At 63.7% G+C, this 16,840-nt stretch carries 20 protein-coding genes and 1 pseudogene; 7 read left to right on the top strand and 14 right to left on the bottom strand.

Going from position 1 to position 16,840, the window contains the following annotated elements; translation table 11 throughout:
* Positions 1-4 precede the first annotated feature (4 nt).
* From EC86_RS0105355 to EC86_RS0105345, 3 genes are read right to left on the bottom strand one after another with little or no spacing between them, the layout of a single operon-like run.
* Complete coding sequence (locus EC86_RS0105355) at positions 5-775, bottom strand: cytochrome b/b6 domain-containing protein (protein WP_029524648.1); 771 nt, start codon at positions 773-775, stop codon at positions 5-7.
* Between the two features lie 21 nt (positions 776-796).
* Positions 797-1,279 (bottom strand): diheme cytochrome c, encoded by a 483-nt coding sequence (locus EC86_RS0105350; protein WP_029524647.1) that lies wholly within the window; start codon positions 1,277-1,279, stop codon positions 797-799.
* Positions 1,280-1,316: 37 nt separating this feature from the next.
* Complete coding sequence (locus tag EC86_RS0105345) at positions 1,317-1,739, bottom strand: DUF1924 domain-containing protein (RefSeq protein WP_029524646.1); 423 nt, start codon at positions 1,737-1,739, stop codon at positions 1,317-1,319.
* Positions 1,740-1,881: 142 nt separating this feature from the next.
* Between EC86_RS0105345 and EC86_RS28545 the strand changes: the two genes are divergently transcribed.
* The 4 genes from EC86_RS28545 (at position 1,882) to EC86_RS0105325 (ending at position 4,878) form a co-directional block, all read left to right on the top strand.
* The gene (locus EC86_RS28545) at positions 1,882-2,046 is read left to right on the top strand and encodes a hypothetical protein (protein WP_156955222.1); all 165 of its coding nucleotides are present in this window, start codon (positions 1,882-1,884) and stop codon (positions 2,044-2,046) included.
* A gap of 98 nt (positions 2,047-2,144) precedes the next feature.
* Positions 2,145-3,113 (top strand): cation diffusion facilitator family transporter, encoded by a 969-nt coding sequence (locus EC86_RS0105335; protein WP_029524645.1) that lies wholly within the window; start codon positions 2,145-2,147, stop codon positions 3,111-3,113.
* Positions 3,114-3,239: 126 nt separating this feature from the next.
* Positions 3,240-4,382: a YihY/virulence factor BrkB family protein gene (locus EC86_RS0105330; RefSeq protein WP_084181173.1), complete on the top strand. Its 1,143-nt coding sequence runs from the start codon at positions 3,240-3,242 to the stop codon at positions 4,380-4,382.
* Positions 4,383-4,500: 118 nt separating this feature from the next.
* Positions 4,501-4,878: a PH domain-containing protein gene (locus EC86_RS0105325; RefSeq protein WP_029524643.1), complete on the top strand. Its 378-nt coding sequence runs from the start codon at positions 4,501-4,503 to the stop codon at positions 4,876-4,878.
* Between the two features lie 259 nt (positions 4,879-5,137).
* Here the strand turns inward: EC86_RS0105325 and EC86_RS0105320 are convergent, their stop codons facing one another.
* Positions 5,138-5,638: a hypothetical protein gene (locus EC86_RS0105320; RefSeq protein WP_156955221.1), complete on the bottom strand. Its 501-nt coding sequence runs from the start codon at positions 5,636-5,638 to the stop codon at positions 5,138-5,140.
* Between the two features lie 113 nt (positions 5,639-5,751).
* Here EC86_RS0105320 and EC86_RS28540 point away from each other — a divergent pair, with 113 nt between their 5' ends.
* Both EC86_RS28540 and EC86_RS0105315 read left to right on the top strand, forming a co-directional pair.
* Positions 5,752-6,027 carry a hypothetical protein gene (locus EC86_RS28540; RefSeq protein ID WP_156955220.1) on the top strand — a complete coding sequence of 92 codons (276 nt, stop codon included), beginning with the start codon at positions 5,752-5,754 and terminating at the stop codon, positions 6,025-6,027.
* Positions 6,002-6,781, top strand: a complete 780-nt coding sequence (locus EC86_RS0105315; protein ID WP_051675733.1) for an extensin-like domain-containing protein — start codon at positions 6,002-6,004, stop codon at positions 6,779-6,781. The genes EC86_RS28540 and EC86_RS0105315 overlap by 26 nt, the downstream gene beginning before the upstream one ends.
* Before the next feature lie 98 nt (positions 6,782-6,879).
* On the opposite strand, the gene ubiD is transcribed toward EC86_RS0105315, so the two are convergent.
* The 8 genes and pseudogenes from ubiD to EC86_RS25925 form a co-directional block, all read right to left on the bottom strand.
* Entirely contained in the window at positions 6,880-8,364 is a 1,485-nt protein-coding gene (gene ubiD / locus EC86_RS0105310) for a 4-hydroxy-3-polyprenylbenzoate decarboxylase (protein ID WP_029524640.1), read from the bottom strand.
* Positions 8,365-8,457: 93 nt separating this feature from the next.
* Positions 8,458-9,075, bottom strand: coding sequence for a UbiX family flavin prenyltransferase (locus tag EC86_RS0105305; RefSeq protein WP_029524639.1), 618 nt, complete (start codon positions 9,073-9,075; stop codon positions 8,458-8,460).
* Complete coding sequence (locus tag EC86_RS0105300; protein WP_084181171.1) at positions 9,072-9,530, bottom strand: putative zinc-binding protein; 459 nt, start codon at positions 9,528-9,530, stop codon at positions 9,072-9,074. The genes EC86_RS0105305 and EC86_RS0105300 overlap by 4 nt, the downstream gene beginning before the upstream one ends.
* Positions 9,527-10,033, bottom strand: coding sequence for a ubiquinone anaerobic biosynthesis accessory factor UbiT (gene ubiT, locus EC86_RS0105295; protein ID WP_051676118.1), 507 nt, complete (start codon positions 10,031-10,033; stop codon positions 9,527-9,529). The genes EC86_RS0105300 and ubiT overlap by 4 nt, the downstream gene beginning before the upstream one ends.
* 24 nt (positions 10,034-10,057) lie before the next feature.
* The gene (ubiV, locus tag EC86_RS0105290) at positions 10,058-10,951 is read right to left on the bottom strand and encodes a ubiquinone anaerobic biosynthesis protein UbiV (RefSeq protein WP_029524636.1); all 894 of its coding nucleotides are present in this window, start codon (positions 10,949-10,951) and stop codon (positions 10,058-10,060) included.
* 14 nt (positions 10,952-10,965) lie between these two features.
* Positions 10,966-12,033 carry a ubiquinone anaerobic biosynthesis protein UbiU gene (gene ubiU / locus EC86_RS0105285; protein WP_029524635.1) on the bottom strand — a complete coding sequence of 356 codons (1,068 nt, stop codon included), beginning with the start codon at positions 12,031-12,033 and terminating at the stop codon, positions 10,966-10,968.
* 229 nt (positions 12,034-12,262) lie between these two features.
* Complete coding sequence (locus tag EC86_RS0105275; protein WP_084181169.1) at positions 12,263-12,817, bottom strand: hypothetical protein; 555 nt, start codon at positions 12,815-12,817, stop codon at positions 12,263-12,265.
* 14 nt (positions 12,818-12,831) lie between these two features.
* Positions 12,832-13,993: pseudogene (locus EC86_RS25925) on the bottom strand (zinc-dependent alcohol dehydrogenase).
* A 435-nt stretch (positions 13,994-14,428) separates the two neighbouring features.
* Here EC86_RS25925 and EC86_RS0105265 point away from each other — a divergent pair.
* Positions 14,429-15,700 carry a DEAD/DEAH box helicase gene (locus tag EC86_RS0105265; RefSeq protein ID WP_029524633.1) on the top strand — a complete coding sequence of 424 codons (1,272 nt, stop codon included), beginning with the start codon at positions 14,429-14,431 and terminating at the stop codon, positions 15,698-15,700.
* Between the two features lie 24 nt (positions 15,701-15,724).
* Here the strand turns inward: EC86_RS0105265 and EC86_RS0105260 are convergent, their stop codons facing one another.
* Both EC86_RS0105260 and EC86_RS0105255 read right to left on the bottom strand, forming a co-directional pair.
* The gene (locus EC86_RS0105260; RefSeq protein WP_029524632.1) at positions 15,725-16,060 is read right to left on the bottom strand and encodes a DUF6172 family protein; all 336 of its coding nucleotides are present in this window, start codon (positions 16,058-16,060) and stop codon (positions 15,725-15,727) included.
* 103 nt (positions 16,061-16,163) lie between these two features.
* Positions 16,164-16,715: a DsbA family protein gene (locus tag EC86_RS0105255; RefSeq protein ID WP_029524631.1), complete on the bottom strand. Its 552-nt coding sequence runs from the start codon at positions 16,713-16,715 to the stop codon at positions 16,164-16,166.
* Positions 16,716-16,840: the final 125 nt, after the last annotated feature.

The following is a 16,840-nucleotide window of genomic DNA, read 5'->3' as shown; positions in this document are numbered from 1 at the left end:
TCTTTCAGTCGTTGTCATGGTTGCTGCGATTATCAAGCTGCACCGCGTCAGCGCCGGTGTTTTGCGGCGCATCGCTCCACTGCCAGCCCCAGAAGCCCAGCACGCTGGCCAGCACCAGCGCGGCCAGCAAGCCGTGGTTGCGCTTGGCCAGGTCCGGGCCGGCGCCAGGCAAGCGGCCGGTCAGCATCGGCAGCGCCTGGTTCTTGCGCCGCAGCAGGCTCATCATGGCAATCAGCCCGATGTGCGCCAGCACCATCATGAGCAGGGCATTGCCGAAAAACTCATGCACGTCTTCGAGCCATTCGCCGCCCCACTCGTCCCAGACCGCATAGCCGCTGAGCGTCAGCGGAACGACCGCGCCCAGGATCAGCACCACGACCAGCGCCATCATGAGGTTCTGTCCCTGGCGCCAGGCGGGCTGCAACGCGGCGGGTGATGTCACCGTGGGCAGGGACTTGAGCCAGGCCGGCAGGCCTTGCAACTTGCGCCACAGCATGGACAGGCGCGCCTGGCGCGGCCCGAACTGGCCCCACAAGACGCGCGCCACCAGCAGCCCGGCCAGGGTGTAGCCCAGCGACACATGCACCAGCCGCCAGCGCTCGCCGTCGGCAGTCAAGTAGGCGCCGGTGAAGCTCAGCGCCATCAGCCAGTGCAGCATGCGCGTGGTGGCATCGACCACGCGGCGGCTTTGCGGACGGGGCAGCTGCGTTTGCGCGCCGGCCGGTGGGCTGGGTGGCGTTGAAGCCGGTGAAGCGGGAAAGGTGTTGGCAGTCATGGCTTTCTCATTTCTTATTTCTCATTTTGGTATGCGGATGTTGTCGTCATCAAAGTCGCCCTTGTCGGCGCCGGTGTGGCAGGCCGCGCAGTTGGCCCGGCTGCCGATGGCGGCGCGTTTCCAGACCTGCGGCGCGACCTCGCGGTGCTTGCCCTCGAACCAGCTTGACGTGGTGATGCGGTCCTGCGGCGGCTCCTCGCTGACGCGCTTGTAAGTACCGGCGTTGGCGCCCAGCCAGGTCGAGAGTTGCTTGACGGTCGCCGGGTCCAGCGATGCGTCGGTGCCGTAATGCCTGGGCAGGTTGGCCATCACCCGCTTCCAGGAAGTCGCCGGCAGCATGCCGGGCGGATACGCCAGGTGGCAGGCGGCGCATTCCTGCTGGTATTTGGGCAGCAGCGGCACCCTGCTCCGGTCGCCGTCGGCCAAGGCATCCTGCAGGATTCCGAGGGCGGCGAGCAGGCCGAACGCGCCCTGGGTGGCCAGCGAAGAAAATCGCAATGACATGGTGTGCTTTCTTGTGCAGTAGATGAAGTGCCGGCCGTCACCGCTTGAGCGCCATCAGCCAGGCCAGCACATCGGCCTTTTCCGCCGCCGTGCATTCGCGGCTTGCCACGTCGTTGCAGTTGCGGCGAAACCATTTTTCGGTCTTGGCCGCGTCAAGGAAGCGCTCGGGATTGAAGGCCGGCGCCAGCGCGCCGATGGTCTTGCCGGTGGACGCATGCTTGCCCGCCTGCGTCGGCAAGGCACCGTGGCAGGAGGCGCAGGTCCATTCGCGGCCGTGGCGGGTGTTGAAAAACTGCTGGCCGCGCGCAGGCACCGCAGGCGCTCCGGCCTGGGCCGTGTAGCCGGCCAGCTGTTCGGCTGGCGTCGTGGCACGGGCCATGGGAGCGATGGCGGCGCAGGCCAGGACGGCGGCCGCCAGCACCGCTTTAAACGGCGATGGATGCGGGAATGGCGGATTCATGAATACTCCTTGTTTTAGGCTGGCTTTCATGATGCGGCGGCGTTCTGAATGCTTTCTTAAGCCATGCCTGCACACGCTCAGACAGCCTTAAGCCGCAGCCTTGAGGATGGATGCATTCACCCACTTCACAAGGAAACAGACCATGCATCCCGCCCTTCGCCTTTTCATCCGCCAATACCTCTGGGTGCTGTGCGCAGCACTGGTGCCAGTCGTCATCACGGCCTTCCTGTCGATTCCGCTCAGCCTGGGCAGCCATCCGGGCGAGCCACACCGTACGGATGCCATGGGCTACCGGCACATGACCTGAAGCGGGGCGCTGGCCCTGAAGCCTGAATTTCGTCAAGGCCGCAGGGTAAGCTCTGCGGCTTAATCCCCGCACCCGCCCTTTTTACCCAGCCGTATCCCATGAAATTCAACGACCTCGCCGAAGACACCGAAGACACCCAGCACAGCCCGGCCGAGCGCTCGGCCGCCGCATCGCGCAGCACCTGGGTCAGCGTGGCGGTCAACATCATCCTGTCGACCGCGCAGATCGGGACCGGCATCCTGTCGAAATCGCAGGCCTTGATTGCCGACGGCATTCATTCGCTGTCGGACCTGGTGTCCGATTTCGTCGTGCTGTTGGCAGGCCACCACAGCAAGAAGGACGCAGACGTTGACCATCCCTACGGCCACCAGCGGTTCGAGACCGCCGCCTCGCTGGCGCTGGGCCTGATCCTTCTGGCGGTGGGCGGCGGCATGCTGTGGGCGGCGGTGGCCAAGCTGCAGTCGCCCGAGTCCATCGCGCAGGTCCATGCCAGCGCGCTGTGGGTGGTCGGCATCGCCCTGGTTGCCAAGGAAACCCTGTTTCGCTACATGCTGGCGGTGGCCAAGCGCGTCAAGTCGAGCATGCTGGTGGCCAATGCCTGGCATGCCCGGTCGGATGCGGCGTCGTCGCTGGTCGTGGGCATCGGCATCATCGGCAACCTGGCGGGCTACCCGATCCTGGACCCGATTGCCGCGCTGATCGTCGGCTTCATGGTCGCCAGAATGGGCTGGAAATTCGGCTGGGACGCGATGCACGACCTGATGGACCGCGCCGTGGACGAGCAGGAAGTCGAAGCGATTCGGCAAACCCTGTTAGAGACGCCCGGCGTCAGCGACGTGCATGACGTGCGCACGCGCAAGATGGGCGACATGATCGTGGTCGATGCGCACATCGAGGTCGATGCCTCCATCACGGTGGAAGCCGGCCACGACATTGCCGTCGAAGCGCGCCAGCGCGTGCTCAGGCGCCACCGGGTGCTGAACCTGATGACGCATGTGGACCCATGGCGGCGGCCCGACCTGGACCATGCGCCGGAACATCCCTGCGCGCCCGTCATCGCGCCTTGAGCGCTGGGCGGCGCAGAGTCGCCCGCCGCCTACAGCATCCGTGAGTTCAGGCCGACGATGGCGCCAGCCGGCGCTTGACACACTGGTTCCAGGCAACCCTTGACTCTCCAAGGTGCCGGACAAACCATGAACCTTCAACATTTCTATCAGCTTGCCAAAAAATCGGTCATGGCCTGGATCGACGACTACGCGCCCAGCATGGGCGCGGCCATTTCCTACTACACGGTGTTTTCGATTGCGCCCTTGATGATCATCGTGATTGCGGTGGCCGGCTTTGTCTGGGGACGCGAGGCGGTGCAGGGCGAGATCGTCGGCCAGTTGTCGGGCCTGATCGGCCAGGAAGGCGCGCAGGGCATACAGGCGCTGATCGAAAGCGCCAACCAGCCGACCAAGGGCCTGGTGGCCACGGCCATCAGCATCGTGGTGCTGGTGATTGGCGCGACCACGGTGTTTGCCGAGCTGCAAAGTTCGCTGGACCGCATCTGGCGGGCGCCCAAGGCACCACCGCAGGCTTCAGGCCTCTGGGCTTTGGTGCGAAGCCGACTGCTGTCGCTGGGCTTCATCCTGGGGCTGGGCTTTTTGCTGCTGGTCTCGCTGGTGAGCAGCGCCGGGCTGGCGGCCGTGGGCAGTTGGGCCAGCGGTCTGCTGCCGGGATGGGAAACGCTGCTCTACGTCATCAACATCGTGTTTTCCATCGGCATTGCCACGGTCTTGTTCGCGATGATTTTCAAGGTCATGCCGCAGGTCAAGGTCGGCTGGCGCGACGTGTGGACAGGCGCGTTCGTCACGGCCGTGCTGTTTGAGGTGGGCAAGTGGCTGATCAGCCTGTACATCGGCAAAAGCAGCGTCACCTCGTCCTTCGCGGCCGCCGGATCGCTGGTGGTGCTGCTGGTCTGGGTATATTACTCGGCGCAAATCTTTTTGCTGGGCGCCGAATTCACCTGGGTGTATGCCAATGAACATGGTTCGCTGGCCGGCAAGCGCAAGCCAGGCGCTGCCGCCGTGCCGGCTGAATCGCCGGGCATCGCCAGCGGGCAAGACAAGCCGGGCCAGCCAGCCGTCAAGCTGCCCGAGCCGCCACGCCAGAGCGACCTGGTCATCATTCGACCGTTCTCGTCACTCCCAACCCCGGTCAGCCGAGAGGTCGCCAGCGAAACGCCAGGCCATCCTAGCCTGAAACAGCGCGCCATCGTGTACGCGGGCAGCGCCGCTGCCTACCTGGCGCTGCGCGTGCTGCTCAAGCGCAAAGGCCGGGGGCGCGCGGGCTAGCGGGGTTCCTGACTGAAAAATCCGGGCGCGGCGAAAGCCACCGCCCTCCATTGCAGTAGCCAAGCGCCTTTGAGCGCATAACATCGCCGGACCAACTATTTTTTTGAAGGATTTCACCATGGGTTTGCTGGACGGAATGATGGGCAACGCATCGAAAATCGATGCCGACAAGATTCAGCAGGAGTTCAGCCAGATCCTGGCCGCCGGCGAGCAGGTCGAGCATGCCTACCAGCTGATACGCGACTATTTTGTCTTCACCAACAAGCGCCTGGTGCTGGTGGACAAGCAGGGCATGACCGGCAGCAAGGTCGAATACCACTCCTTCCCCTACAAAAGCATCACGCATTTCAGCATCGAGACCGGCGGCCATTTCGACCTGGACGCCGAGTTGAAAATCTGGATTTCAGGCACCGCCCTGCCGGTGCAAAAACGCTTCAACAAGAAACTGAGCATTTATGAAGTGCAAAGCGTGCTGGCGGGTTACGTGCTGCGATAAAGCACGTGCGCTGGCCTCAAGCAATTTTTTTATCATAAAATAGGTCGTTTGCGCACGACTGGCATGCGCAAGCAGCTATCAATTCAGTAGTAAAAAGCTGTTCAGCTTCCTTGTACGCACTGCGAACTGGGGCGCCGGTTCCGCGCAAATCGGTGACTGGCAGGTCGCAGCGCCAGGTTGTTGAGTTTGTTTTGAACGGTCGGTGTCCATTGCGATCCGTGGAGCCGGGCCGTGGGCGCCAATGATGGGGCACAAAGCGCTAGATGTCACGCTCGGCAATCGCCGCAACGGCCAGCCGCTCGCTTTCACGCATGAAATTCCTCGCCATTTCAAAGCCGTGCTTTTTTTCAATCGTCTTGCCAATCGGCTCGATCAAGGCCTTCAGTTCCATCAGCGTTGAGGCCCGTTCAATGCGAAGCTGGTGGATGAAGCCGCGAAGCCCCAGCAAGGCCCTGGTTTCCTCGACCAGATAGGAATACAGCGCGTTGAATTTTTCAAGCTTGCTGGTGGCCGTCGCTTTTTCGGGCGCCACCGGCTCGGCAGGGGTGGGTGTTTTGACTTCGGCGGGTGCGGCGGCGCTGCCCTTGAATTTGCGGTCGATGAAGCCGCCGTGAAACAAAATCTCCAGCGCATCGACCGGCAGGTTGAATTCTTGGGCCAGCCGGTTGACTTCCGCCGAGTCCCGGACGCCGTCCACCAGGATCAGCACACTGACCAGCCTTGCATCAATGCCGGGCGTGGGGGCCAGCAGTTCATTCATGCCCTTTTCTGTTTTTTTATAAACGGCCATAAAGGTGCATTTCCCTTAAAGATATCAGTCTACAAAACTTTGGCCCGTCTGCCGACCCATGCATCAGGCCATTCGCCGACAGCTTGCCGGCGCTTGAACGAGCCATCTGGCCTGAACCTTTTCACGAGCTGCAGATCATCACAGCATGGCGGCTGATACAGGGAAAACAGCTTCCCGCCGGCACAGTGAAATGCAAGGATGGGCGGCTGACCACGCTGATGCAAACAGCGGTGCATCGAAAATTTTTCACATTCCATAAAGACATGCCGGGCCACACAACTTTCGCCGTGATACAAATATCCGTGCCGCTCTACGGACGTCAAGAAAAAAACAATGCCTCTTCGCCCTTCTCCTTCTGATCTGCATGACCGGCCGCGCAAGTCGCACTGGATCGCGGTCGTTCTATGGAGTCTTGTCGCTGCGGCAGCTTATGGGTCTTACAGCGGGCGCCTGGTGATTCCCGACCGGTTCAACCCCTGGGCGCCGCTTGATGTCATGGCGACGCCGAACCCGCTGACGCCCTACAAACTCTCGCGCGCGCGCAGCGACCCTGGCCAATGCCTGGCTGCGCTGGCGCAGACCGGAATGCAGTACGACGTGCTGCCCGACCGCGTCACGGCACCGGGCTGCGGCTTTGAAAATGCCGTGCGATTGAGAAGCGCAGGCATTCGCATCGGCGCGCCGCTGTCGCTCAGCTGTCCGATGGCGCTGTCGTTTTTCATGTGGGAAAAGCATGCGCTGCAGGCCAGCGCGCAGCAGCATTTCGGCCAGCGCGTGGCAGCCATTGACCACCTGGGCAGTTACGCCTGCCGCAACGTCAACCGTGGCGAAGGCGCGCCGCCCGATGCGCCGGGCGGCTCGCGGAGCCGGCATGCCACGGCCAATGCGCTGGACATTGCCGGCTTCACGCTGGAAAACGGCCAGAAGATCACGGTGCTGAAAAACTGGCCGGACGCTGCTGCCGGTTCAGCCCCAAGTCCGCAAGCGCGGATGCTCACCGATGCGCACAGCGGTGCCTGCCGGTTTTTCAACGGCGTGCTCGGCCCCGACTACAACGCGGTGCACCGCGACCACTTCCACCTGGAAACTGGCGGCTACGGCATGTGCCGCTAGACGCCTTGCGGCCTTTGGCCCTTTTTCGGCAGCATCGACCGTCTCGCAATGACCGTTGATTCCACGGGTCTGTTCGCACGAAGCGAGCCCACTTCGCCTCAGAGCCCCAGCGACTCAAAGAGGATGTCCATGCGTGCCTTCACCCCGGCATCCATGGCGATGGTCCGGCCCCATTCGCGCTGGGTTTCGCCCGGCCACTTGTTGGTCGCGTCCAGCCCCATCTTGCTTCCCAGCCCGCTGACCGGCGAGGCGAAGTCGAGGTAGTCGATCGGCGTGTTCTCGACCAGCATGGTGTCGCGCACCGGGTCCATGCGCGTGGTGATGGCCCAGATCACTTCGCGCCAGTCGCGCGCATCGACATCGTCATCGACCACGACGATGAACTTGGTGTACATGAACTGGCGCAAATGGCTCCACACGCCCATCATCACGCGCCGGGCATGGCCGGGATAGGCCTTCTTGATCCGCACCACCGCCATGCGATAGCTGCAGGCCTCGGGCGGCAGGTAAAAATCAAGGATTTCGGGAAACTGGCGCTGCAGTAGCGGAATGAACAATTCGTTCAGCGCCATGCCGAGCACGGCCGGCTCATCGGGCGGCTTGCCGGTGTAGGTCGAGTGGTAGATCGCATCGCGCCGCAGCGTGATGCGGTCCACGGTGAACACCGGAAACTCGGCCTGTTCGTTGTAGTAGCCGGTGTGGTCGCCGAAGGGGCCTTCCAGGGCATGCTGGTAGCCGCTCTTGTGGCCGGCATCGGGCTGGATGTGGCCTTCGAGCACGATCTCGGCCGAGGCCGGGACGCGCAGCGGCACGCCAAGGGCCTTCACGACCTCGGTGCGGGCGCCGCGCAGCAGGCCGGCAAACTGGTATTCGGACAGGCTGTCGGGCACCGGCGTGACGGCGCCCAGAATGGTTGCGGGGTCGGCGCCCAAGGCCACCGCGACCGGATAAGGCTGGCCGGGATGCGCGAGGCCATGGTCGCGAAAATCCTGCGCGCCGCCCCGGTGCGCAAGCCAGCGCATGACGAGCTGGTTGCGCGAGAGCACCTGCTGGCGGTAGATACCCAGGTTCTGCCGCGCCTTGTGCGGACCCTGGGTGATGACCAGGCCCCAGGTGATGAGCGGGGCGACGTCGCCCGGCCAGCAGTGCTGCACTGGCAGGCGCGCCAGGGCCACGTCGCTTCCCTCCCAGACGACCTGCTGGCACGGCGCCGAGCTGCATTCCCGGGGCGTCATGTTCCACAACGTCTTCAGCATGCCGCCCATGCCGAGCATGTCACGCAGCCCCCTGGGTGGCTCGGGCTCCTTGAGCGCGGCGAGAAGTTCGCCAAACGTGCGCAAGCCGCGCAGGTCGGCCACGCCCATGGCGCGCGCCACCCTGGCCGGCGTGCCGAACAGGTTGGCAAGCACGGGCATTGCGTGGCCGGTGGGCCGCTCGAACAGCAAGGCCGGACCGCCAGCGCGCAGGACGCGGTCGCACAGGGCGGTCATTTCCAGGTGCGGCGAAACCGGTTGGCTGACGCGGCGCAACTCGCCGGCCTGCTCAAGCTGGGTGATGAAGTCGCGCAGGTCGTGGTAGGGCATGTTTATGTATTAAAAGTGGCTTATCCGCCCGACAGTATTGCTTATTTAGCTATTTTTATAGTAGCAATTTCGCAATCTTCAGCGCTGAAAGACTCAGGCGGACTGCGCAAGTCCGGCGCCCTCCCAGCTCGGCGACAGCGTGTGTGAGATCCCCAGCAGATCGAGCGCGCGGGCCACGCTGTGGTTGACGATGTCGCCAAGGGTTTTCGGCTGCAGGTAGAACGCGGGCATCGGCGGACACACAATGCCGCCCATTTCGGTGACGCTGACCATGTTGCGCAGATGCGCCAGGTGCAGCGGCGACTCGCGCACCAGCAGCACCAGGCGGCGTCGCTCCTTGAGCATCACATCGGCCGCACGCGTCAGCAGGTTGTCGCCCAGCCCGTTCGCCACGGCGGCGAGCGTGCGCATCGAGCAGGGCGCGATCACCATGCCGTGGCAGTCAAACGAGCCACTGGCGATCGAGGCGCCCACATCGCGCACGTCATGCACCTGGCCGGCCATGCCCTCGATGGTGGCGCGGTCCATGTCCAGTCCCAGTTCCAGCTCGATGTTGCGCCAGCCGGCGCTGGACACCACCAGATGCGATTCAATGCCGGGGCGGTTCCGCAGCGCTTGCAGCAACCGCACGCCGTACACGGCGCCACTGGCGCCCGAGATGGCAACGATGAAGCGGCGCGGTGAAGATACAGCTTCGCTGGCGCGGTTCATGCGGCAGCGACGTTCGGTGCGTGGCGGTCAGGCTGCAGATCGATGCTGCTGGCCCCCGCTGGCGTGTCAAGGCATGCAGGCGGGCCGAAGGGCTGGGCCAGCAGATCGGCACTGACGCGTTCCAGCACCAGGGCAGCCTGTTGCGGGTCGAAGTCTTCATGCTGGCGCTTTTTGACGCCGTATTCCTGCAACTGGTAATGCCGCTGGGGGGTGATGCCGTGGCGCGCCAGGCTGCTTTTCACGCAGACCAGCGCGCAGCCGTCGAGCGCGACAATCGGCCGACCCGAACGCGCCGTCTTCAGCAGGCTGGGCACATCGCCGCCAATGCCGGCAATGCATGACATCTCGGCTACTGCGCTGCGGTCAAGCCGCACCGCGACATGGTTGGCCATTTGCGCGGCGCTGGAGCAGCCCGAGCAGGAATAGACCAGCGGCTTTTTGACGGCTGCGTTCATGGCCTGTTGTCCGGGTGGCGCGCTGCGGCCATGGATCTGCCCCACATGCCCAGCCGTGCCAGCACCTGGGGCGGCGTCCACTGGCGCGGGTCGAACACCGGCAGCTCCAGTGCATCGAGCGCGTTCTTGATCACCAGGCCCAGTTCGGTATCGCCCTCGATGGACAGGCGGCGGCTGAAAAACAGGGTGTCCGGGTCTTCGAGGCGCTGCGCCAGACGCACGAAGTCATGGACTGTCGCGCTGAGCGTCAGGTCGGTAGCCTGCTGTTTCGGGCAGGCCGCAAAGCACCGGCCGTTCCAGGAAAAGTCAAAGGTCAGGCGTGCGTCACGCACATGGATGCGCAATTTTCTGCCCAGCACCCGCTGGCGCACATCGTCAGGAAGTTGTCTGGCCAGGACCAGATTGAGCGCGCCCACGAGCAGCAGCGAGCCCGGGTAGGCGGGCAGACTGGACAGGATGGCGCCCATGGACTGGGGCAATTCAAAAGCAGGGAGTGTCGTCATTTCGGTCCAGGCAGTGGTCATTCGTCAGGCCACATGGTGTTGTTCAAGCCCTGGGCGGCCGCGCCAGTACCCGTTGCAGCCCTGCCCGGGCATGAGCGGCCCGGTGCGCGCCAGCGCTTCATGCGGCGCCAGCACCTGCCTTCGGGCCTGATCGAACAAGGCAATGATGTCAGGCATGTGCCGTGCCTGCGGACTCAGGCGCAGCACATCGACACCCAGCGCTTTCATTTCGTCCAGGGAATCGATCAGGTTGTAGACCCGTGAAGACTGGGTCTGGGTGCCATTGATGACCAGGAATTCTTCGCTTTCGCGCGTCTTGAGCAGCAGGCCGTCCGGATGGTCCAGGCAGCTGAAGCGGCAATCGTCCTTGGGCAGGTTGCGGTGCCGCGCGGTGAAGCAGCGCGCCGAGAAGGCCAGCGGCATGCGGCCATAGGCGAACACCTCGGTCTGCAGCCCGCCCGGCCGGCCCTGCTGCAGGATGGCCAGGTCGTCACGCTTCATCTCCAGCGGCATGACCCAGCGGACAGCGCCCAGCGAAGCCATCCACTGCAGCGAAGGCAGGTTGTAAAGGTTGAGTTGCGGCCCGGCCACGAACGGGAGCGTGCCCGCCAGCCGCTGCACCGCGCCCATGTCGTTGGCTTCGACCAGGAAACGGCCGTTGGCCGCAATCTTGTGCATGGTGGCGACTTCGCTGCCCGATTCAAGCAGCACCTGCGTGGACAGCACGACTTCCTTGCCAGCGTTTTGCAGCCGGGCGGCAATGTCCAGCCAGTCGGCCAGGCGCAACTCATGGCGGCGCGAGCAGACGGTTTCGCCGAGATACACCACATCGACCGGCATGCTGGCCATGGCCTCGTAAAAGCTGAAGACGGTATCGCGCGGCCAGTAGTACTGAATCGGACCAAGGGCAATTTTCATCATGGGGTTCGCTATCATTTCCAGGGCCTGTGGTAAGCGCCCAGCGTGTGCTGCTGGCCTTCGGCCAGCTTGTCCAGGCTGGACATCCAGGCCGGCTTGGGGGCATAGCGTTGCAGGTTGGCGCTGCAATGGTCGATGGCCTCGCGCCAGGTCTTCGTGACTTGCGCAACATAGGCAGGGCTGCGCTGCCGGCCTTCTATCTTGAGGGCACGCACGCCCATCTTCATCAGCTGCGGCAGCAGTTCGAGCGTATTCAGGCTGGTGGGCTCTTCAATGGCGTAGTAGTTTTCATCTTCGCCGACATCGAAGCGCCCCTTGCACAGCGTGGGATAGCCGGCGTTCTCGCCATCGGCGTAGCGGTCGATCAGCACGCCGTTCAGTCGCGACTCCAGGCCCTTGGGCGTTTGCTGCCAGCGCACCGCCCTGGCCGGCGAGCACACGCCGTGGGTGTTGGGCGACTCGCCCGTCACGTACGACGACAGCGCGCAGCGGCCCTCGACCATCACGCACAGGCTGCCAAAGCCGAACACCTCGATCTCGACCGGCGTCTTTTCGATCACCTGCTGCACCTGCGTCAGCGACAGCACGCGCGGCAGCACGGCGCGCACCACGCCGAACTGCTCGCGGTAGAAGTTGATCGCGTCAAAATTGGTCGCCGAGCCCTGCACCGACAGGTGCAGCCGCAGGCCGGGGTAATGCGCGGCAGCGTACTGCATCAGCCCCGGATCGGCCAGGATGACCGCGTCCATGCCCAGGTCCGCCGCCTTGTCCAGCGCGGCGCGCCACAGTCCGGGATTGGATGCCTGCGGATAGGTATTGAGCGCCATGAACACCTTGCAGCCACGCGCATGGGCGTACTGGATGCCGGTGGCAATGGCCGCCTCGTCGAAGTTCAGTCCGGCAAAGTTGCGTGCATTGGTGGCATCGCGAAGACCCAGGTAAACGCAGCTGGCGCCGTTGTCAACCGCCGCCTTGAGCGCCGGCAGGCTGCCGGCCGGGCAGACCAGTTCAAAAGGATTGGTATCGGGCGCCGCAGCGTTTGCCGGCAAGTCGGAACCGGGTTTACGAATAAAAGATGCCATGCTTATCCATGTTTTACGACAAGTCGCGACGGATTTGTCGCAGCCGCCAAGAATATGTGCTGGCACGTTCAGCCGCCTTGATCCTGGTCAAGCTCAGCAACGGAATCGGCCAAAATGGCAAGCAAGACAATCCATCCGGAATTCATGCCTTGCATCGCTGCCTTGGGCTAAAGGATCCGCTCGCCCCAGGGAGAACAGGCCGTCATCGTCCCCGGTGCACAAATCACTTTCAGTAGTAGCCGCCCTTCATGCGCTGACCCAGCCGGTCCCTGCGCCTGCCGGACTGGCTCCAGAGCAGCAGCCCCAGCCCGACCACCGCCGACACCACCACGGCTTTCTGTATGGCCGCCTGCCGGTTGTACTTGAACTCGGCCTTGCCGCCCATTTCGGAAAACAGGTTGGGCACATGGCCGCGCATCAGGTCGGCGCCCAACCCCTCGACCATGTTGACCCGGTCGGCAAACAGCAGCATCAGCCAGTGGCGCAGATCGCTTTCGCTGTACTTGAACGCGGCGCGCCGCAGCATGCCGCTCATGCCCGAGGGCGGCAGCGGCGTTCCAAAGATCGGCGTGATCGACGGCCGCTCGATGGACTGGAGAATCTCGACGGTCTGCGCCTGCTGCGCCGGCGGGTGGGAATGGTCGCCCCCCAGGCGCGCCGGCATTCGCTCCATGGGATAGGCCGGGCGATTCGCATGGTCCAGGTCAGCGCCCCAGCCCTTGATATGGGCAAAGCGGGGGGGAACCTCACGTGTCTTATCGGGGGTGTTGGAGAGGGTGTCCATGGCAAACGCCTCCTTCAGGTTGAAGCCATGGCACGCGGCGGTACCAGCACCGTCTTGATGCAGTTGTCGAGCTTGCTGGAGAACATGTAGTACGCATCGGCGACCTCCTCCAGCGGCATGCGGTGCGTGATGACCTCGCCCGGCTTGATGCGGCCGGCCTGGATGTGCTCGACCAGCCGGGGCAGGTGGCGCTTGACGCTGACCTGGTTCATGCACAGCGTCAGCCCCTTGTTGACCGCGTTGCCAATCGGAATCGCATTGAAGGTCGAGCCATAGACGCCGACGATGGACACCTTGCCGCCCTTGCGCACCGAGTTGATGCACCAGTGCAGCACCGTGGCCGAGCCGCCCTGCAGCTTGAGCTTGATGCCGGTCAGCGACTGGGCAAAGTTGGCCCGCCGCCTCGCAGCCGACGGCGTCGATGCAGACTTCGGCACCCATCGAGTCGGTCATTTTCTTGAGGTGCAGCGCCATGTCGTCCACTTCCTTGAAGTTGACGGTTTCACACTGGGCGAAGTTCTTCACGAACTCCAGCCGGTAATCGACATGGTCCACCACGATCACGCGCCCGGCGCCCAGCAGCCAGGCCGACTTGGCGGCAAAAATACCGACCGGCCCGGCGCCGAACACCACCACCGTCTCGCCTTCGCGGATGCCGCCCATTTCAGCGGCCTGGTAGCCGGTGGGGTAGGCGTCGGTCAGCAGCACCGCATCGTCCAGGTCCAGGTCGGCGGGAATCACCGTCGGGCCGACATCGGCCATGGGCACACGGACGTATTCGGCCTGGCCGCCGTCATAGCCACCTGTCGTGCGCGAATAGCCGTAGATGCCGCCCACTGCGCTGGCCTCGGGGTTGACGTTGTGGCAGTTGCTGTACAGCTCGCGCTGGCAGAAATAGCAGGCGCCGCAAAACACGTTGAACGGCACCAGCACCTGGTCGCCGACCTTGAGCTTATGTACTGCCGAGCCTACTTCTTCCACCATGCCGGTGAACTCGTGGCCGAAGGTGGTGCCGACGCGGGTGTCGGGCACCAGGCCGTGGTACAGGTGCAGGTCGGATCCGCAAATACACGCGCGGTTGACGCGGACGATGGCATCGTCCGGATGCTCGATGTAAGGCGCGGATTTTTGCGCTGCGCGCACCCGGCAAGGGCCACGGTAGTTCATTGCGAGCATGCTTGTTCCTTGGCTGAGAAGGCCGGTTGAAACCGCCACGGTAACGAAAGCTGCAGGCTGCCATCGTAGGCGGGTCAACGCAGTGATAGTAAGAAGCAGTAAGAAGCGTCTGACGATGCGGGACCCGCAAAGCAGCGCATGCCAGGCGGTATCAACAGCCGCTGCGTTCGGTCGGCACGCAGGCTGGCCATAACGAGGAGCAACGATAAATTCAAGTAAAAACAGGGTTTTTCGCTTGTCCCATATGCGCAAGCAGCTATGTATTCAATAGCACCCTGATAAAATGCCCGATGCCGGCCTGACGGACATTCCGGCATCGCAGGCGAGCGCCGAAAGGGCCGGGCTTAAACTTGCGGGTTCTGGCGACAACCGGTCGTAGTCCCCAACCGGCTTTCGGCGTCTTCGCTTCCTGCCTTCTTTCCGAGCACCTTTTCCATGCCATTTTCATCCCTCGGCTTTTCGCCGGCCCTGCTGCCCGTCCTGTCGCGCGCGGTTGCCGAAATGGCCTACCTTGCGCCCACGGCGGTCCAGGCGGCGGCGATTCCGGCCATTTTGCAAGGCCGCGACATCGTGGCCTCGGCCCAGACCGGCTCGGGCAAGACAGCGGCGTTCGCCCTGCCCTTGCTGCACCGGCTGGCCGAATCGCCCATTGGCGCCAAGCGCCGCATTCGCGGCCTGGTGCTGGTGCCAACGCGTGAACTCGCCGCCCAGGTGGGCGAAGCCATCGTCAGCCTGGCCAAGTATTTGCCCCAACGCATGAAGGTCGCGGTGGTGTTTGGCGGCGTGTCTATCAATCCGCAGATGATGAACCTGCGCGGTGGCGCTGACATCGTCGTCGCCACGCCGGGCCGGCTGATCGACCTGATCGACCACAATGCGCTGACCCTGGACGCCGTCGAAACCCTGGTGCTCGATGAAGCCGACCGGCTGCTCGACCTCGGGTTTGGCGAGGAACTGGGCCGCATCCTGCAATTGCTGCCGGCGCAACGCCAGAACCTTTTTTTCTCGGCGACCTTTCCCCCCGCCATCGAGGCGCTGTCCGCCAGCATGCTGCAGGACCCCTTGCGCATCGAGGCGCAGGCCGCGCCCCAGGCCGATCCCGACATCGCGCAGCGCGCCATCGAAGTTGATCCGAGCCGGCGCACGCAGTTGCTGCGCCACCTGGTGCAGACCGAGAAATGGAGCCGGGTGCTGGTGTTCGTCGCCACCAAACATGCCGCCGAGATCGTGGCCGACAAGCTGCGCAAGGCCGACATCGAGGCCGAGCCCTTCCACGGCGAATTGAGCCAGGGCAAGCGCAGCCAGGTGTTGCTCGACTTCAAGGAAAAGCGGGTCCAGGTGGTGGTCGCCACCGACGTGGCCGCGCGAGGGCTGGATATTGTTCAGCTGCCGGTAGTGGTGAACTACGATTTGCCGCGCTCGTCAAGCGACTACACGCACCGCATTGGCCGCACCGGCCGGGCCGGTGAAAGCGGCATGGCGATCAGCTTTGTCAGCGCCGCTACCCAAGCGCATTTCAGGCTGATTGAAAAACGCCAGCGACTGAGCGTGCCGCGCGAGCAGGTCGCGGGCTTTGAGCCGGTTGAAGTCCTCCAGCCCAACGCCGCCGATCCGCTGTCGGTGGGCGGCATCAAGGGCAAGCGCCCGAGCAAGAAGGACAAGCTGCGCGAAGCGGCCGGCCAGCTGAAACCGGCGCAGGGCACATAAAGCCTGGCGGCGCCAGGCTCGGGCTTATTCGAAGTCTTCGTCGTCGCCGGAAGCGGCTTCGGCGCCCTCAGCCTGAGGCCGGGCGCTGCGGTGGCCATGTTTGGTGACGACCTCGACGTAAAACTGCTCGGCGCCTTCGTGCACGGCGGTGTCGATCAGGTTCATGAGCGTGGCGAAATGCACCACGGCCGCAGTCGCTTCATCGCTGCCGAACTTGCAGTCGAAATCCCAGAAATCCACGCCTGCAGGCAAGGCCCGGCTGCGTTCGCGCTTGACGTACTTGCGGATGTCGTGCTTGCTGGCCTCGACCAAGCGGTCACGGTTCTTGCCTTCGAGGTTGAGGAGGAATGTTTTTCTCACGGAATGGTCCTAATGGGGGGTTTGATGCGATTCACCCCTTGCGGACGTGACTCAGAAGCGGACCATTATCCGTCCACCGGTGGCGCCTTCACGGCGGCCGGGTTCAGCCGCGCTGCAGCAATGCCTTGTCAACCGCGTCATGCAGGTGCTGCAGGCCGAAAGACACATCGGTGAACACGCCGTTGACGTAAAACGCCGGCGTCGAGCGCACGCCCAGGTGCCGGCCGCCCAGCACATGCTCCTGCACCCGCTGGAGATAGACATGGTCGGCCATTTCATTGCGCCAGCGTGCCATGTCCAGGCCAATCTGGGCGGCATGGTCGAGCAGGTGCTTTTCCTTCAGGTGCTGCGCATGGCTGAACAGCAGGTCGTACATCGGCCAGAACTTGCCTTGCGCGCCGGTCGCCTCCGACGCTTCCGCAGCCAGTTCGGCATGCGGATGCACTTCACGCAGGGGAAAATGGCGAAACACGAAGCGCAACTGGTCGCCAAAATGCGCCCGCAGGATGTTCACCGCGCCGTAGGCCTGGCAACAGGCCGGACACTCGAAGTCGCCATATTCAATCAGCGTGACCGGCGCGGACGCGGGACCGCGAATGTGGTCGGTGGCCTCGTCAGGCTGCAACACGGAGACTGTTCTGGAATGGGGATTCATGACGGGTTTCCCTTTCGATGTCTCTTGCCAATGGTTGCCAGGAATTTCGGTATGCCCGGCAGCACACTATGCGCTTCCCGGCACCCGAAAATCAAGGCTGGGTCAAGCCAGCGAACCCTCGCGGG

It is taken from the genome of Polaromonas glacialis, assembly GCF_000709345.1.
GTDB lineage: Bacteria > Pseudomonadota > Gammaproteobacteria > Burkholderiales > Burkholderiaceae_C > Polaromonas > Polaromonas glacialis.
Note: the sequence above shows the minus strand (reverse complement) of the source record. Positions and strands in the feature narration are given on the sequence as shown.

Coding starts and splice junctions, on each gene's coding strand:
- EC86_RS0105355 (WP_029524648.1), bottom strand. CDS start 775: ATGACTGCCAACACCTTTCCCGCTTCACCGGCTTCAACGCCACCCAGC.
- EC86_RS0105350 (WP_029524647.1), bottom strand. CDS start 1,279: ATGTCATTGCGATTTTCTTCGCTGGCCACCCAGGGCGCGTTCGGCCTG.
- EC86_RS0105345 (WP_029524646.1), bottom strand. CDS start 1,739: ATGAATCCGCCATTCCCGCATCCATCGCCGTTTAAAGCGGTGCTGGCG.
- EC86_RS28545 (WP_156955222.1), top strand. CDS start 1,882: ATGCATCCCGCCCTTCGCCTTTTCATCCGCCAATACCTCTGGGTGCTG.
- EC86_RS0105335 (WP_029524645.1), top strand. CDS start 2,145: ATGAAATTCAACGACCTCGCCGAAGACACCGAAGACACCCAGCACAGC.
- EC86_RS0105330 (WP_084181173.1), top strand. CDS start 3,240: ATGAACCTTCAACATTTCTATCAGCTTGCCAAAAAATCGGTCATGGCC.
- EC86_RS0105325 (WP_029524643.1), top strand. CDS start 4,501: ATGGGTTTGCTGGACGGAATGATGGGCAACGCATCGAAAATCGATGCC.
- EC86_RS0105320 (WP_156955221.1), bottom strand. CDS start 5,638: ATGAATGAACTGCTGGCCCCCACGCCCGGCATTGATGCAAGGCTGGTC.
- EC86_RS0105315 (WP_051675733.1), top strand. CDS start 6,002: ATGCCTCTTCGCCCTTCTCCTTCTGATCTGCATGACCGGCCGCGCAAG.
- ubiD (WP_029524640.1), bottom strand. CDS start 8,364: ATGCCCTACCACGACCTGCGCGACTTCATCACCCAGCTTGAGCAGGCC.
- EC86_RS0105305 (WP_029524639.1), bottom strand. CDS start 9,075: ATGAACCGCGCCAGCGAAGCTGTATCTTCACCGCGCCGCTTCATCGTT.
- EC86_RS0105300 (WP_084181171.1), bottom strand. CDS start 9,530: ATGAACGCAGCCGTCAAAAAGCCGCTGGTCTATTCCTGCTCGGGCTGC.
- ubiT (WP_051676118.1), bottom strand. CDS start 10,033: ATGACGACACTCCCTGCTTTTGAATTGCCCCAGTCCATGGGCGCCATC.
- ubiV (WP_029524636.1), bottom strand. CDS start 10,951: ATGAAAATTGCCCTTGGTCCGATTCAGTACTACTGGCCGCGCGATACC.
- ubiU (WP_029524635.1), bottom strand. CDS start 12,033: ATGGCATCTTTTATTCGTAAACCCGGTTCCGACTTGCCGGCAAACGCT.
- EC86_RS0105275 (WP_084181169.1), bottom strand. CDS start 12,817: ATGGACACCCTCTCCAACACCCCCGATAAGACACGTGAGGTTCCCCCC.
- EC86_RS0105265 (WP_029524633.1), top strand. CDS start 14,429: ATGCCATTTTCATCCCTCGGCTTTTCGCCGGCCCTGCTGCCCGTCCTG.
- EC86_RS0105255 (WP_029524631.1), bottom strand. CDS start 16,715: ATGAATCCCCATTCCAGAACAGTCTCCGTGTTGCAGCCTGACGAGGCC.